The sequence below is a fragment of the Aromatoleum tolulyticum genome (assembly GCF_900156155.1).
GTDB lineage: Bacteria > Pseudomonadota > Gammaproteobacteria > Burkholderiales > Rhodocyclaceae > Aromatoleum > Aromatoleum tolulyticum.
On record NZ_FTMD01000001.1, the window covers coordinates 148,139 to 162,981 of the forward strand.

Genomic DNA, 14,843 nt, shown 5'->3' on the forward strand with positions numbered 1-14,843 from the left:
GTTTCAAGTCCGTTCGCGCATTCGGCTCCGGGCGCATGAGCAAAATGGGGGACGACCTTTCCACTGGGCGCGTGCTTTGCGAAAAGAGCCTGTCTGCAGCCGGGGCAGATACAACGGCACCCTTTACCGAGAGGAACTTCACGGGGGGCATAGAGCCGCCCGTTCTCAATCGACAGCCCAAACGGCACGCGCATTCCGGCCAAGGGGCCGTCAGATGCAGGCCCACAGGAGGAAACCGTAGATAAAGCGTCGGCCATCTGCTCGCATTGTGCCCGTTCGAGCACACCTACCCCTTTTCATTGTCATCGGGCTTTACTATTCAATCATAATTTTCCTACCTCAAGGCAACAGGCACAAAGGGGGACCGACCGATTACTTCGGGATACGTTCGAGCGCCGGAGAAGGCGCTCGATTTCGAAAGCAGGGCCTACAGGTGTAGCTGAGCATTACGCGCCGAGGCCACTACGTTGCCAATGCGCTGTTCCCTGCCCACCTTGTCAGCCTGACCGTCAGCTTGGTCTTGTCGAGTTCGAATTCGGCGACGCGATGACTTTCGGGCACGTCATCGCCCATCAATCTTTCGAGGGCCACCTTCAGGCGCCGCCTGAATTCGCGCAATTCGCAGACCGCTCCGCCGTACCGGTACACGTCCGCAATCGCCAGTGCGTACGGGCCGGCATGGGTACTGTAGAAACTGGTCAGCCATGAGGTCAGCCCCGAGTAATCGTGGAGCGCCGAATCGCTGACTGCGCTCCAGTCTTCAGGGCCGAACAGCCGAGCCATAGACTCCAGAACCCGGAACGCGACCAGGTCACTCCCCTGCAAATGCTCGGCCGAGGCGTTCTTGCCAAGGTAGCCGTCGTCGAAGGCGACCTCAATCAGATGCGGCATTGGGATGTCCTGGCGCCTGACGCGAATACGAAGATGCGCCGCGTTCAGCCGTATCAGGCTTTCCCGTATTGCCCGGTGAACATTGGCGCCGTAGGCTACCTTCAAATCCTGCGCGAGTTGCCAGTACGAGACCCGGACCCACTCGGCGTCCTCAGAATCCGACAAAGGGCGCTCGTCTCGATAGTAGTTGAGACACGCTCCGAACACGCGGCGGTCGTAGTCACAGAGGGGATGCCCAGTCAGCGTTACGACCGTGTCGCCTTGGGATGCTATCGGCTCCTCCAGGAGTGCCTCTCCGGTCGGGGTGCGGGCGGCGAACAGCGCCGAACGAAGCAGGACATTTGGCATTGCGACAGTCGCTTCGCGCCACGAGGGCAGAAAGACGTCACATCCCCGCCGGGCTGCACGCCGAAGCCGTGCCTGCCGCAACTCGACGTCTGACGCGTTCGCCGCCAATACCAGTACCGCCTCTGCTGCCTTCGCCCGCCGTCGCTGACTTCGAGCCATCGCTTCGAGCGTATCAGCCCCGGCGGATACCAGATGTCGAGTCAGCCCATCCTCGGCAGTCTCGGCTGCGCGGCGTGCTGCGCTCGCTTGAGCGCGAATTTCCGCAACCTTCTCGTCGACTGAAGTTCTACGCATGAGCCTTCACCGTCTTTTGGGCGATGAAGGCCACCATGAGTCCTCGCATCACGTCAGATGCAGAAGCGTCCTGCAGATTGCACCGCGTGACGAACTCGGCCTTGAGGTCCGCCGGCACCCACGCTTTCATCTGAACCAAGTCGCGATGCCGGTCGCGGCTGGTCTTGTTCGTACTGCTCATATCCACTCCTGGTGAAAGGGAACCACCAGGACGTATAGGCGCGATTTCAGGAATCGGCTGCGACTACGGACAATGCCTCTGTGAGGAGGGCGAATTCGATGGCTTAATGGCCGTGGCAGGGTTTCGGCAGGGCAGGAGGCCCGCGACCCGTCACCCACCGCAGTCACCTATGGAGGAGTTCGAGCTTCGTCCTCAAGTTCATCTTCACGGAAACGACGCCAAGCCCCAGCAGCGAATCGGTGAGTGCGTCTAGAACTTCTGCCTGTTCGCCCTTTTGGCTTCTTTCCTCGCCTCTCGAGCCATTCTGCGTCGCTCGGCTCGGTTCATGGGAGCGCCAGAGTTGTAAGTGTAGGCATTCGGTGCCCTGAAATTGAAAGGCATCGGAAACTCGTGGCTCCCGTAGTACAGAACATCCTTGGCCGGTCCCTGCAATACGTCGAACTCCTCCATCGCGCCCCGCAAGACGGCGGCCTCCTCTGGACTCATGTCGTAACTGAGGTCGACATACAGGAAGTCTTGGGAGGCCACCTTCTCAGAGAAGGGTTCCGATGCGATACCAATCGCCTCATCCGCACTAGGAAAGCGCACCTTGATGCCGTGGCAGTATGCGAGCAGTGCGGCCGTACGCATCTCGCGGTAACCTTGGTAGTCCATCTCCTGTGGCTTTGGAACTGTCAAGAAGACGTACGCGCGGGACATGTCGTCGCCGCTCAGGGTCATACGCGCGAACTTCTTGCCAGGTTCGCTCCTCGAGAGTGCGAAACGGAAATGGCCGGCGAGCTCACGCCTTGTCAGGCGGCGTTCGGCGGCAAGGGCGCGGAGGATTCGCTCATGGTCGATGGTCTCCGGTGGGGTCTCGGGTAGGCCAATCGCTGTCCCTGCGCGAACGAAAGACGCTTGGTACTCAATGAGTGCGTCCCACATGTAGCTGCCTTGGTCGGCTTCACGTTTGGCCTCTCGCTGAGGGCTTGAGCGATAGAACCGCCAATCCCCCTCCTGGAGAATAACAGCCTCGGCTCCAGGCGGTACCTTGGGTAAGACGTGCCGGCCATTCTCCATCGTGCACATGTACCGCGCCAGCATATCTTCCTCACCAGCCACGTGCATGAAGACGCCGTTCGCACCGAAATAGCGCTCCTTGCAAACCAGGTAGTCGACAAGGTCCGGGACGGTATCCAGCTCCTCCAAGAGCACGTCGACTGTCACCTCATCGACGACGTGGACGAAGCGGCGGCCTTTCAGCGGGAAGCCTACTTCGAACGGACGTTCGTAGTGAGCATCTCCCTCAAGCATGCTGTTGAGCATCAAGCTGCCGCTGCTCCCACCGCCGAAGTGCCGCATCGCTGCCTCATGGCCACCGCGAGTAACGGCAATCAGGAAGTAACGGGCTTGGGTTGGGTCCGGGAGTGCTACGGGCAACTCGGTCTGACACGACTTGTCGATGAACACACGGTCCGGGAATCGACGGAGGAAACTTTCAGCCCCTGCAAGCTGCCTCGCGGACTTCTCGATTGCACGCTTATACCAACGCGGCCAAGCAACCTTGATGTCGACGTCCGGTTGAAACGCGCAGTGCTTGTCGGAGAACAGCAGCACGTCGGAGCCAAAAACCACTAGCAGGTCGACCAACTCCTTGCCGTCGCCCTTATCGCCGGACCTCCCTTCGTCGCTGTAAACGTTCGGGTAGCTCCACAGACTCAGGAACGCCTTGCGGGCGAGCCGCACGAGTGCACGTTCCGAGTCGGTCGCGCCCTCTACCTCAGCGGCTCTCTCCCACGCGGTCTTGTTATTCGTCAACGTTCTGCGTTCTCAACTGCATCACGGGTATCAAAATCGCGGGAGCGACCGGCGACTCCCCTCCGCGGTCGCCCCACCGCCTGCGCAGGGTCGCTCCTTCGGCGCCCGTTTGAGAAAGGGGAGTACAAAGAACCTGACTCTCTCGAACTTTCCACAGCCGAGAAGCCACCTCGCGAATGCCTTGACTATGGAGCATCCGAAGGTCTGCGCGGCACCGTAACTGCGCGAATCAATCCCAGCGAGCCGGAACGACTGCAATATTCGAACCATCGACAACGAGGAACACTCGGTCGTTGCTCCCCAACCCCTCGTCTGTCAGGAGGTGCGCGAGCCTTACCTCGGTCCCGTCGGGCGCAACGACGTCAGGGCAAATCCAGACGTAGGGGTTGTTTTCGGTTGCCCGGAGCCCGCCCTGATAGTGACGGCGACCGATACGAAGCACGACGGGCGTCCGCTCCCCATTGCGATGGGGTAGCCCTTGTGCGCCCATGACAAGGACATGGATTTCCATCCGCTCGGTTCCGTCCGCATACTGGTTTCCGAGCCCGCGAACAACGCCATGAGTGATGATAGCCATGGTTCCTCCTATTGCTCGCCGGTCACACCGAATTCAAGCGAGATTCCGGGCTTCATCCGGTAGAACACGCGGACGCCTCCCTTGTCGGTCGACTCCTCGACGAGGTCGAACAGTTCAGTCGCGACAATCAAGGCCTTCAGGGTCTTGTAGCCGGAGCGCTCCTTGAGCGCTTTCGTTTCCTCCGGCGCATGCAGTCGTAACAGGTCCGCAGCGGTGTTGAGCAGAACGCAGCCGTCGTCACGACCCATCTTCTGTGCGATATCGCCTAGCAGCAGAACGGGACGGCTATGCCGCAGGTCGGCGAGCGCAAGGTGCTTCGCCCATTCGCCCGACATTAGGAATTCTCCTGTCTGACGCCGGCCGTCTTCCAACGCACTCACAAGTCCCTTCAAGTGCTTAAACTCGGGGAGAACATTCTCTCGCTGTCCGTCGAGGTACTCATCCGCCGCTTGCATGCTGTCCATCGACATAAAGTCCCATCGCGGGAGAAAGTGGTGGACCAGTTCATTGCGTTCCGCCACCGCAGTCGCAAGGGCCGATTTCCGTTCTTCGAAGTACGCGCTATCAACCTCCAGCCCGAATCCGATGGAAAACCAGAGACCAGCGAGGTCCTCCGGCGCTTCCCGCGGCCGCCCCTTGTCAGTAAGGGCTTCCTCGAGAAAGGCCCCGACCAAGGTCCCCATGGTCTGCTTTTCGACTCTTTCCTCCTGCCTCTTCTTTTTCGCCTGCAGCTCATGCACGTAGCCTGCCAGCGAGTTGTTGGCGATGAGGAACTTGAGCATGCGTTCGATTTGCTGAAAAAGCAGGAGATTCCGCCCCATCTTGCGCATGACCTCGTTGCGAACTACCTCGAGCTCCGCGCCAACGACAGGAGGGGGCGAGGCTTCCGTCGCGACGTCGGACGGTGCGAGCTGAACCACAAAGGTCATACCGGAGTCGTTGTCCGCCATCTCGGCCCTCACGCCCATTTATTCCACGCCATGCGTAGGAGTGCGGCGTTTGCCGCAATGCGGTCGAACCGCTCGGGGTCGAAGTCCGTTCCCGCCCATGCCAGCCAGTCCTGCGCTTCCTCCGACGTTCTGCGGGTGGTGATGGCCTCCACGAGTTCCATGTACGACTCAGCGCCACCGACATCCTCGGGCGGACACGCGCGCTCGCCTGCTGCGACTTCGGCAACACCGTCTGGCTCACTGGCTTCCGGGTCGACGGCCTCGACGACGATGCGGTGGCTCCAGCTGTCGCCGAAATCGTATCGATAGAGAAAATGGTCGCCCGCTTTTACCAACTTCGAAAGCTTCACCCGTCGCTCGTCGTTCACCGGGCGCTCCGGGTCATCCTCGGGATGAGGAACCGCGAACACCTGCCCGGCAATCTCGAATTCGTGAAGGTGGGCATCAGTCCACCCCATTGCAGCCTGAAGATAGTGATGCAGCTTCCCGAGGGTGACTGAACCATCGACAAGGATGCGGCGCCAGATGAGCGGCCGCCCGCCCTCCAGCTCGATTCGCAGCGTGTAGGTGTGGGTGAGGTTTCGAGGGGACATGACCCATCCGCATAATGAATTGATGCGTACCTATTCTATGCTGCGACCGAACGTCACGACGGCCAACTATGCTTCGCGACGAATCGCTTCCTATCCGCACGGTATCGTTGTTCGACATGAGTCTGCGGGCAACGGACCGCCTGCATGCCTTCCGCGCACCGCGATGACGCCGCCGCAACTTGACCTTGCCACACGCTTCGCTTGACCTCGGCCCACGAAATACCTGACTTCGCCGCACATGTCACTTGACCTCGATACACACTTTTCACCTCCCGTCCAACCGAACCGCCAAGCCCGGTGGGCACTTTTCTGCGGGTACCCGCAGCGGTAATCCGTAATCCTGTAACTGTCACTCCCGCCTCCCCCGCAGCGGCCTCGACGCTGGATGCCAATACATGAGGATGGGGGACCAAGGCTTGGGAAGGTTGTCGTCCACGCTCCGTCAGCCCCTGCAGCAATCGGTAGGAAGACGGCGCCCTGTCCTTCGGAGGTTGCCGAGCCCTACCCGTCTTCCCTGGCAGGCCAGATGCTGCCTGCACATCGCGACGCCCCATGATGTTGGTGGGCGTCCACCGGGTCACCGTCTGCAGGCGACATCGGATTTCCTCCAGCCCGAAGTGACACGAGTGGCGCTGTTTCGTACGGGAAGGGAATGCTCGCCTTGTAGCGCGGCTTAACCCCTCGCCCCGTGGCCACGCGCAAAGGCCCTGGTTAAGCCTTTGCCCCTGCGCCTCGCAAACGACAAGGGCGTGGACATGTTCGGACACTCATTGAACCAGGGAGGGTGCTGTTCCACGCACGGTATAGCGCGGTTTCCGGACAAGGTGGGCGTCGACGCTTGCCAACATCATGGAAATTGGATAATTTTCAGCGTGGCTCCAGGGGAGCCGACGCTTGAATGAACGCATGCTCGCCATGCCGCACCGCGGCAGGGTGCCCTTTTAGTGAACGGACTATGAGGGCGGAAGCATGTTGTTTACATGGAACATGACGGCACCGATGGGGGCGATAGTCCTCCGTGCGGCAGCAACCACAGGCGATGTCAGCGCCCCGCTCGGATGGCGTTCCCGCCGTTCCGTGTTCAGGCTTTCTTCGAACCGGCACTCGCACGGTCGAGAACGTCCGGTTGCCCGGAGTAGCGGACCCCAGCAGCCTTCTCGGTCGGCTCAACGGAGACCGTCCGCACGCCCAGAACCCGCATTACCTGCAGGAAGAACACGAACGAGAACGAGCCCCGCGAAATCTTGTTCGCCAAGGAACGCGTCGTCTCGCCGAATCCCTGCACCTGCATCAGCTTTGCCAGCCGCGCGTACGTCACCCCACGTCGGTCCAGCTCCGCACGCAGGATTCCCTTGGCTTCATGCGCCCAGTACGGCGCCGATTGCCCCTCATCTGACCTATCAGCCACTCCTCACCTGCACGCGAATATTACACCCGCGGCAGAGAATAACATCCCATTTATGGGATTTCACAAGAAACCGAGTCCTTCATCGAGCCTCGCACTTCCTATACGCCCCAAGCGAGGAAATCAGGAAGTGAATTCGGCCGACGGCGAACACGCCGTCGGAGTTGTTCTGGAGGCAGCCGAAATGGGCAAGTTCAAGTGGTCGGAAAACAAGATTCAGCAGTTGGAGGCCGAAGGGCGAGGGAAGGGGACCGGGGTCGGTTACAAGCCCTGGGTCGAGGTCACTGATTTCTCCTCCCAAGGGAAGAGCCGGCGCATCTTCAGCCGGAAGACAGGACGAGTGCATCACCTGCTCTCGGACGTCGAATGGCAGCTCTTCCTGCTGCTCGAGTTCTCGCGAAACGTCATCGACATCCGCGAGCAGTATCCGCTGCGCCGCGATGAGACCCTCTCGCTCGCGGCGCAGCGGAACATCAAGCATCCCATCTATCCGGGCACCACTGTCGCCACGGTGATGACCTGCGACTTTCTGGTCACCTTCGAGCGCGACGGCCAGAAGTCCCTCGCGGCGTTCAGCTGCAAGCGCTCGGACGGCGCCGAAGACGCGCGCAAAGTGGAGCTCCTCGAAATCGAGCGCGCCTACTTCGACGGGCTCGGCATCGCGCACCACCTCGTCTTCCACTCGGAGCTACCCACCAACAAGGTCAGCAACCTCGTCTGGTGCCGGGGGGCGACCATCAACAACGAGGGCATCGAAGAGTATCCCGACTCGTTCCGCGAGCTCAGCGAGCGCCTTGTCGCGGAGCTCCGGACGCCCGGCCGGTCCGGCAGCTTCGCCGAATACTGCGCCAACTTCGAAGCGCGCACCGGCGCGCCCGTCGGAACGGGGCTGCGCATCGCGCGTGCCCTGTTGTGGGAGGGACGCCTGCTGACCGACCTCCACCAGAGAGACCTTGCGGCCACTCCAGTGGCGATGTTTCGTGTCGCGCAACAGCCGACGCTCCGGGTGGTTGGAGCGTAAGCCATGTTCAAGAATCAAGTGTACGAGCACGTGGAGTCGGGTCAGCGAATTCGCATCCTCGACCTGGAGCAACCGACACAGACGGTCTGGACATTCAACCTGGGCGAACCCAAAGCACTACCCCGCGCCTACGCGGCTGACGACCTGCGCACGGCAATCGCGGACGCGGGTTTCACCCTCGTGACCGGAGAGCCGTCCAAGAACCTGCTGAAACGTTCCGCGGCGGCAATTCAGCGGCGCGACGCCGCCTACGCATGCATCGAGCCGCTGGTTCGGACCACGGAGATTTTCGACCCCGCCAAGCGCTCGGCGCTGGTGAAAGCTCGCGCCGAAGAGCTCAATTGCTCACAGCAGACGATTTACAAGTACCTGCGCACCTGGTGGCGTGAAGGACAAAGCAAAAACGCCCTCCTCCCGAACTTTCATCGCATCGGCAGCATCGGCGGAGTGACGGGAAATCGCGGTCGCCCGCCCATCTATCTCGACCGGCCCATCTATCAAATGACCGAGACTGACCATACGGCGGTTGAGGTCGTGCTGAAGCGCTACTACCTGAAGAGCGACCATCAGGCAGGCAATCAAAAGGGCGGCGACGAGACCGCGACGCTGGATGCCACGTTTCAGCGTCTCCTGGAAAACAGCTTCAGCTACGCGGATAGTGAAGGAGTTCGCCATATCCTGCCGTACGGCGAACGCCCAAGCGAAGCGCAATTTCGTCGCGCCGCGGGGAAATTCCTTCCGAAGGAACTGACCATTCGCGCGAGAAAGGGTGACAGCGCCTTCGAACTTACACACCGGGCCAAGCTGGGCAGCCTTCGCCACCAAACGTACACCGTTGGCGATGTCTATGAAATCGACTCGACAGTTGCCGATGTCTTTCTGGTGCACCCCGATGACCGCTCGAAAATCGTGGGCAAGCCGGCCATCTACCTCATCCGAGACAGGAAGAGCGGTCTTTGCGTCGGGTGGTACGTCGGCCTAGAGAGCGCATCCTGGCTGGCGGCGATGCACGCCATCAAGTCCATTACCGAGGACAAGGCGGAGGTGTGCAAGCGTTATGGTTTGCCGTACTCGCCCTCCGACTGGCCAGCCCATGGGGCCTTTCCGAAGGAGTTTGCCGCCGACCGAGGACCGGAAATGGTATCGAAAGCCAGCGCACAGCTGGCAGATGGTCTGGAGTCGACAATCCTGAATCTTCCGAAAGGGCGTGGCGACTGGAAGCCGCATGTCGAATGTGGCTTCAAACAGACCCAGCGGTCAATGGCCGACTCCACGCCCGGCTACGTCCCGCCGGAAACCTTCGGTAAGCGTCAGGTGCGGGACTATAGCCAAGGCGCAGCATTGACGCTCGAAGAATTTACCCGGGAATTCCTGGCCGCTCTAATCCGCACCAATCGTACGCCGATGGCAGGCTACAACCTGACGCCGAACTATGTGCTCGACGGCATGCAACCGACGCCCATCAACATCTGGAACGCCGAGATTCGCGACAGGGCCGGCTTGCTTTCCCACCACTCGGAGGAGGAGGTCCGATTCGCGCTGCTTCCGCGCGCAGAGGCCACCGTCACCCGAGAGGGTATCCGCCTCGGAGACTGCTTCTACACTGCCAACCAAGCCGTCCGGGAGGGGTGGTTTGTCGCCGCTGGCAACGGCAGTTTCCACGTCACCGTCTCCTTCGACCGCAGGCTCGTCGACAGCATCTACGTCCACGACCGCCACGACCCTGAGCGCTATTTCGTCGCCCATTTGCTGGACAAATGTTCGCACTACCGTGGCAGGAGCGCTGCCGAAGTCGAGAGCCTCAAGTTCCTGCGGGAAGTGCTCCGACAGGAAGGCCGACATACCAAACGGCAGCTGCAATCGGATTTCCACGCCATTGTCGACCCGATGGTCAAGGAAGCCGTCAGCAGGACAAAGGTTGCTGCCAAGGGCAAGTCGCGTTCGGCGCGTAAGGGGGACACAGTCGCAGCCCGCGCCGACGTCCTGACGCGTCAGCGCCAAAGTGAAGCCCGCATCGGCCCCGACCCCGGCCCCGACGAGGAATCCGCCGCGGTCATCCCGCTGCCTCGTGCTACATCCCCTGAACCCGCGCGGCCAGTGCCAGAAGCGCAGCCGCAACCCGCAACGAAGTCCCGCCAACAGCGTTACCAGGAGTTGATGGATGGCAACTGATTCTTTCGCCACCGAAGCAATCTACACCCCCCAGCGCATCCCGCAGTATCGCGACAATCCGTTGATTGAAGCCCTGCCGCCCGCCCAGGACGACGACGAGTTGCTGGAATCGCTCTTCTGCGTGCCAGAGTTTTCGGCTGAGCAGCGCACATGGAGCAAGTCCGAACGACTGCAGATGATTTCGCAGCTTTCGAGCTTCATGGTGCCCATGGACAGACACCTGCGCCTCGCGCAGAGCCTCGACACGCTCATGCGCCAAGGGTACGTCGGCCGAGCGCCACGCACTGCCGAGTCGCAGCGGGTCTTCACGAACCTGTACCACCTGCAGAAAGCGGGCAAGTCCTTCCAGTCGTCGGCCGCCCACCTGACAGCGCAGCTCTCGGGCGCCCTGATTGGGATTCCCGGCATGGGCAAGTCGACCACGATTCGCCGCCTCCTGAATCGCATCCCGGAGGTCATCTACCATCCGCGACTGCAGCTGTATCAGATTCCGTATCTCCACATCGAAACCCCGTACGACGGCTCGAGCGTCAAGGGCTTGGCGGAGTCCATTTTCCGCAAAGTCGACATGCTGCTGCCGGACGCCCGCTACGGAGAGCAGTACAGCAACGCGCGCTCGGGTGCGGAGACGCTGATGAATCACGCGGCCCGGATTCTCCACATGCACGCCGTGGGACTCCTCGTGGTCGACGAAATACAGAACCTGGAAAACTCGCCGAAGAACCGCCAGTCGCTGATGACGCTTCTGGTATCGGCCTCGAACGAGCTCGGCGTCCCCATCCTCTTCGTCGGCACGAACAAGGCGCAACACCTGCTGTCGCTGGACTTCCGGCAGGCGCGGCGCTCCATCGGAAGTGCCTCCACCTACTGGGACACGCTGCGAAAGGGCACCGACGAGGCACCTGACGAGTGGGAGGATTTTCTGAGCGTGCTGTGGCGCTTCCAGTGGGTCAAGAACCCGGCGCCCCTCACCCCGCACATGTCGGACTTGATGTACCACCACAGCCAAGGGGTGGTGGACATCGCCATCAAGCTCCTTGCTGTCGCGCAGGCCCGCGCCATCCACGATGGCTCGGAAACCCTGGACGGGCCCCTGATAGACCGCGTTGCGAAGCAGGAGCTCGCTATCGCGATGCCGATGATTGATGCGATACGCCGCGACGACGTCCATGCGTTGCTCGCCTGCAAGGACATCGCGCCCATCGGACTGGATTCCATTGTGGCCGACGTCGGTGCGAAATTCTCGGGTCGCCGGATTCGAGGAGCGACCATCAACGGCTCGAATCCCCTCTTCGCTCCCACGGTCACCCAGGCGCTAACGACCGTAGGCTTCGACGTACCCGAGGCGCAGGCCCTGGCCGACAAGGTCTCTGATTCGACCAGCGTGTTGGACGGCGTGAAGAAGGCACTCGTGCATGCGACGTCCGGCAAGAAGCCGACCAAAGCGAAGGGAAAGGACGTTGCTGAACCAACGTCTTATCCGCCGGGCGACTATCGCAACGCCCTCAATCCGGCAGTTGCCGGGCAATCCGTGTTCGAGCGGCTGCAAACCCTGCATATGGTCGCAAATGTGGAGGCTGTGCTGGGCGACTAACGGTGCGGCGCTACCATACGGTTCGACCCTATCCTGACGAAGAGCTCGGCAGTATTCTGACGCGGGCCGGCCGCCAACTGGGTCTAACCCAATGGAGCATCGCGCAGCATTGCTTCGGGGCGCCGCGGGGCACGGCGCTCGGCAGCTACCGAAACCTCCTGCTCCCGGCTTCAACCCTCACGGGAATGTCGCCGCGCGATTTGCTCTGGTCGCATTCGCTCGTACCTTACGGCGTCGCGGGATTGCCTCCGGCCGTGTCCCGCCGCGTCCTCAACGCCCTAACCCTCGGGCGGGAAGTACACGAATCGCCCCTACTCGGGAAGATTGGACGCCACTGGTGCGAGGTCTGCTTGCGCCACGACCTGGCGGCCTATGGCGAACCGTATTGGCATCGGAGTCATCTCCTGCCCGGCGTGACGACGTGCCACCTCCACGGGACGGCACTCCTTCATGTGGCGCCCGGGAGGCTTGTGCGTGCCCCCATCCACCGGGCAGTCAGCTACTGGATTCGGGGGGAGCTCCCCGACGAACTGACCGGCCAGCCGCTCAGAATGCCTATCTCCTGGCGTCTCGAACATCAGATTGCCCGATGGTCCGCTAGCGCGCTGAAAGAACGCCGGGGACTACCCGCCGCCATCCTGCCGGCCGACGAATTGCACCGGGTATTCGGGCCGGTCCTCCTGCGCCACGTGGGATGTACCAGCGACCTGACCTCGACATGGCCACCCACCACCCTTCGGATTCTTTCCGTTGTCGCAGCACGGCACCTGGCCAAGGCCGGTGGCGCCACGCAGCTCGAAATTTTCTTCTGAACGCACCTCGAAAATGAGTACCGGAACGCTATACGTAGACCCGCGTAGCTGGTTCTACCCATGTTCTGGATTGAAGGAATTGCCCGTACCGAATCGGGCTTTGCGCTCGAAGCCGTTTACACGGATGGCGCACGCACCCACCGCCCCCTTGCCGACCTTGCGTTAGCGACGAAAACCGCCGGAACGAAACGCACCCGGGTAACGACGGACTGCGCCACTTGGGGCCGGGGGACTGCCGCCCCGTTCTGGGACTGGCTCGGAATCGAGAAGCACAAGCCGAACTCCCGTCATGCGGTGTTCGAGGTTGAGGCCGACGGCAAGCAATATCTCATTCCCGCGGCGACGCTCATCGCTGCGCTCGCGCGGCCTATCCAGCATATTCACGCGTTCCTGTTCCGGCCGCAGGGTCTCGAGTCGTTCTCCACGCCCTTGCTCGGCAGCGACCGCCCCGGCGTCGGTCTGCATCTACCCGAATACCGCGTTTTCGGCGCCCGCCAGCGCACGTCCGAGGGACTCCTCGCCTGCTACTCTTGGATGCACTGCTTCCCGAGCGCCAGGGCGATGTGGGACAGCGTCTACGCCTTCGCGAATGCAGGCTACCTCGACCTTTTTCTGCCCTTGGCCTCACTGACCATGACCCTCCACAGCGTACCGTGGCGCGGCAAACACCTCGTCGTCGAGTTGGTGGTCATGTCCGCCACCGCGAACGACGCCCCGTTTGCCTTCGCCGAGGGGCACCCGAAGCACCTTGCCTTCCACGACAGCGCCGCCGTGGACTGGAAGGTGGCACATAAACCCGCGAATACTATTCCGCCGCGTGGGGCCGAATGGCCCCTGTCCGACGACGAATGGGCAAGTCTCACTGCCAAGCTTAAGCCGCGGAGTGGCGCACGATTTGACCTGCGACGCATCGTCGACTTCATCCTGATTAAGTTCGGGACAGGCGTGGCATGGCGCAAGCTTGATTATGAGGAATTGAATCTTCCCATTGTTCAGGCAACGTATCAGCGCATGCAGAAGGACGGTCGATGGGCTGAAGTTGAGGAGTTGCTGCTCGCGGCGCGCGCTGCGCATTGAATGCCCATACCTGCGACAAAGACGATGCCGCCGACGGCGAACCTACAGCCACGAGGACAGCTATAAGCACCACTCGCACGTCCCGCGAGATAAGCGCCCAAAGGCGGTCACGGTCGCTCCTAAACGCCCAATACGGGCTTCGCTCCCTAGCTTTACCCAGTTTCGGACTCGGATTGATGCCAGCCATGGTCACCCCCTCGCGGCGCTCGCAGGCGTAGACCTATCCGACGCCCCAGAACCGCTCGCAGGGGGCGGAGGGGGGGCATTCAGCGTGATTGCTTGCCCAACCGCAGATTGAGCTTGAGCCTCCGCCGTAGCCATCACGGCAGTTTGGGCAAGCTGCTGGTCCTGCCAGAAGGCGCGTATTGCATCCAGTTCTCCATATCCGCCCACCTCGGCAAGACGGTCGATAAAGCGCGCGTACAGACCATCTTGTATGAGCCCGTTACGACGCATGTCCTCCATCGCAACGTTCGGATTCAACAACAAGACGTAGTGGAAGTCGCCGGACGGCCCACGCTTCGGCGCGATGAGCTTCAACGTATGAAGCCGCTTCATGCGCCGACGCCAAGTATCAACTGCCCGCTCACCGTCAAACCCTGCTTCGCTCGCAAAGGTCGCGGGGTTCTCAATGGTCACCAGAGGGTTGTCAGGTGAACGCGCCCAGAGGCAAAACAGGGTGTGGCCGGCCGGCTGCCCCTTACTCTGGGCATCCACCGCTTGCATCACCAAGGGCAAGGTCCGCGGCAGAGTTGTAAAGCCGTCATTGGTCTTGCGCCGCCAAAGCCATTGAGGAGGGAACTCGGGAAAGTGCAGGTCCAGTTGCTGCTGGGCCCGCTCCGACATCTTGAGCCGCTTCGTCGCGGCCTGCTTCTGGTTAGCCATCATGCCTCTCCTTGCAATGTGTTTACGGCGACAAGTATTGCCCTTCGCGTATCCACGTACAATGATTTGATGAGCACGATATCAACATGATTCCAGTACCCCAATCGTCTAGTGACGTAGCGTCAAAATTCACGATAAACATCCAATTGCTCTTTATGTATTTGCACGATTCCGCGCATTTATATGAAATTTATCGCAAATAAACAAAGCTTTGCGCCATCAACGCGGTGCTCGCGTACTCGATGT

Annotated in this window: 13 protein-coding genes and 1 pseudogene; 6 read left to right on the forward strand and 8 right to left on the reverse strand. The window is 61.2% G+C overall.

Annotated elements, in window-relative coordinates:
• Window positions 1–462: 462 nt before the first annotated feature.
• The 7 genes from trfA to BW991_RS23455 all read right to left on the reverse strand — a co-directional run bounded on the left by trfA (window position 463) and on the right by BW991_RS23455 (window position 7,039).
• The gene (trfA, locus tag BW991_RS00645; RefSeq protein WP_139335876.1) at window positions 463–1,533 is read right to left on the reverse strand and encodes a plasmid replication initiator TrfA; all 1,071 of its coding nucleotides are present in this window, start codon (window positions 1,531–1,533) and stop codon (window positions 463–465) included.
• A complete protein-coding gene (locus BW991_RS00650; RefSeq protein WP_076600170.1) occupies window positions 1,526–1,714 on the reverse strand; it encodes a hypothetical protein in 189 nt (62 codons plus the stop codon). Before BW991_RS00650 ends, trfA begins: the two co-directional genes overlap by 8 nt.
• A gap of 249 nt (window positions 1,715–1,963) precedes the next feature.
• Window positions 1,964–3,511 carry a hypothetical protein gene (locus tag BW991_RS00655; protein WP_076600171.1) on the reverse strand — a complete coding sequence of 516 codons (1,548 nt, stop codon included), beginning with the start codon at window positions 3,509–3,511 and terminating at the stop codon, window positions 1,964–1,966.
• Between the two features lie 229 nt (window positions 3,512–3,740).
• Window positions 3,741–4,088: a hypothetical protein gene (locus tag BW991_RS00660; protein WP_076600172.1), complete on the reverse strand. Its 348-nt coding sequence runs from the start codon at window positions 4,086–4,088 to the stop codon at window positions 3,741–3,743.
• Between the two features lie 8 nt (window positions 4,089–4,096).
• Entirely contained in the window at window positions 4,097–5,038 is a 942-nt protein-coding gene (locus BW991_RS00665) for an LOTUS domain-containing protein (RefSeq protein ID WP_139335877.1), read from the reverse strand.
• Between the two features lie 8 nt (window positions 5,039–5,046).
• Entirely contained in the window at window positions 5,047–5,631 is a 585-nt protein-coding gene (locus BW991_RS00670; RefSeq protein ID WP_076600174.1) for a plasmid pRiA4b ORF-3 family protein, read from the reverse strand.
• Between the two features lie 1,081 nt (window positions 5,632–6,712).
• Complete coding sequence (locus BW991_RS23455) at window positions 6,713–7,039, reverse strand: DUF6471 domain-containing protein (RefSeq protein ID WP_212566841.1); 327 nt, start codon at window positions 7,037–7,039, stop codon at window positions 6,713–6,715.
• A 127-nt stretch (window positions 7,040–7,166) separates the two neighbouring features.
• Between BW991_RS23455 and BW991_RS00680 the strand changes: the two genes are divergently transcribed.
• From BW991_RS00680 to BW991_RS00700, 6 genes and pseudogenes are all read left to right on the forward strand, one after another.
• Entirely contained in the window at window positions 7,167–8,057 is an 891-nt protein-coding gene (locus BW991_RS00680; RefSeq protein WP_170879028.1) for a TnsA endonuclease N-terminal domain-containing protein, read from the forward strand.
• A gap of 3 nt (window positions 8,058–8,060) precedes the next feature.
• On the forward strand, window positions 8,061–10,229 hold the full coding sequence (locus tag BW991_RS00685; protein ID WP_076600176.1) for a Mu transposase C-terminal domain-containing protein: 2,169 nt from the start codon (window positions 8,061–8,063) through the stop codon (window positions 10,227–10,229).
• Entirely contained in the window at window positions 10,219–11,823 is a 1,605-nt protein-coding gene (locus BW991_RS00690) for an ATP-binding protein (RefSeq protein ID WP_076600177.1), read from the forward strand. The genes BW991_RS00685 and BW991_RS00690 overlap by 11 nt, the downstream gene beginning before the upstream one ends.
• Window positions 11,824–11,825: 2 nt before the next feature.
• A pseudogene (locus BW991_RS24435) lies at window positions 11,826–12,257 on the forward strand (TniQ family protein); the annotation flags it as partial.
• Window positions 12,258–12,374: 117 nt separating this feature from the next.
• Window positions 12,375–12,635 carry a hypothetical protein gene (locus BW991_RS24050; RefSeq protein ID WP_244551569.1) on the forward strand — a complete coding sequence of 87 codons (261 nt, stop codon included), beginning with the start codon at window positions 12,375–12,377 and terminating at the stop codon, window positions 12,633–12,635.
• A gap of 60 nt (window positions 12,636–12,695) precedes the next feature.
• A complete protein-coding gene (locus BW991_RS00700) occupies window positions 12,696–13,712 on the forward strand; it encodes a transposase (RefSeq protein WP_076600179.1) in 1,017 nt (338 codons plus the stop codon).
• 189 nt (window positions 13,713–13,901) lie between these two features.
• Here BW991_RS00700 and BW991_RS00705 read toward each other — a convergent pair whose 3' ends face one another.
• Window positions 13,902–14,597 carry a hypothetical protein gene (locus tag BW991_RS00705; RefSeq protein WP_212566842.1) on the reverse strand — a complete coding sequence of 232 codons (696 nt, stop codon included), beginning with the start codon at window positions 14,595–14,597 and terminating at the stop codon, window positions 13,902–13,904.
• Window positions 14,598–14,843 lie beyond the last annotated feature (246 nt).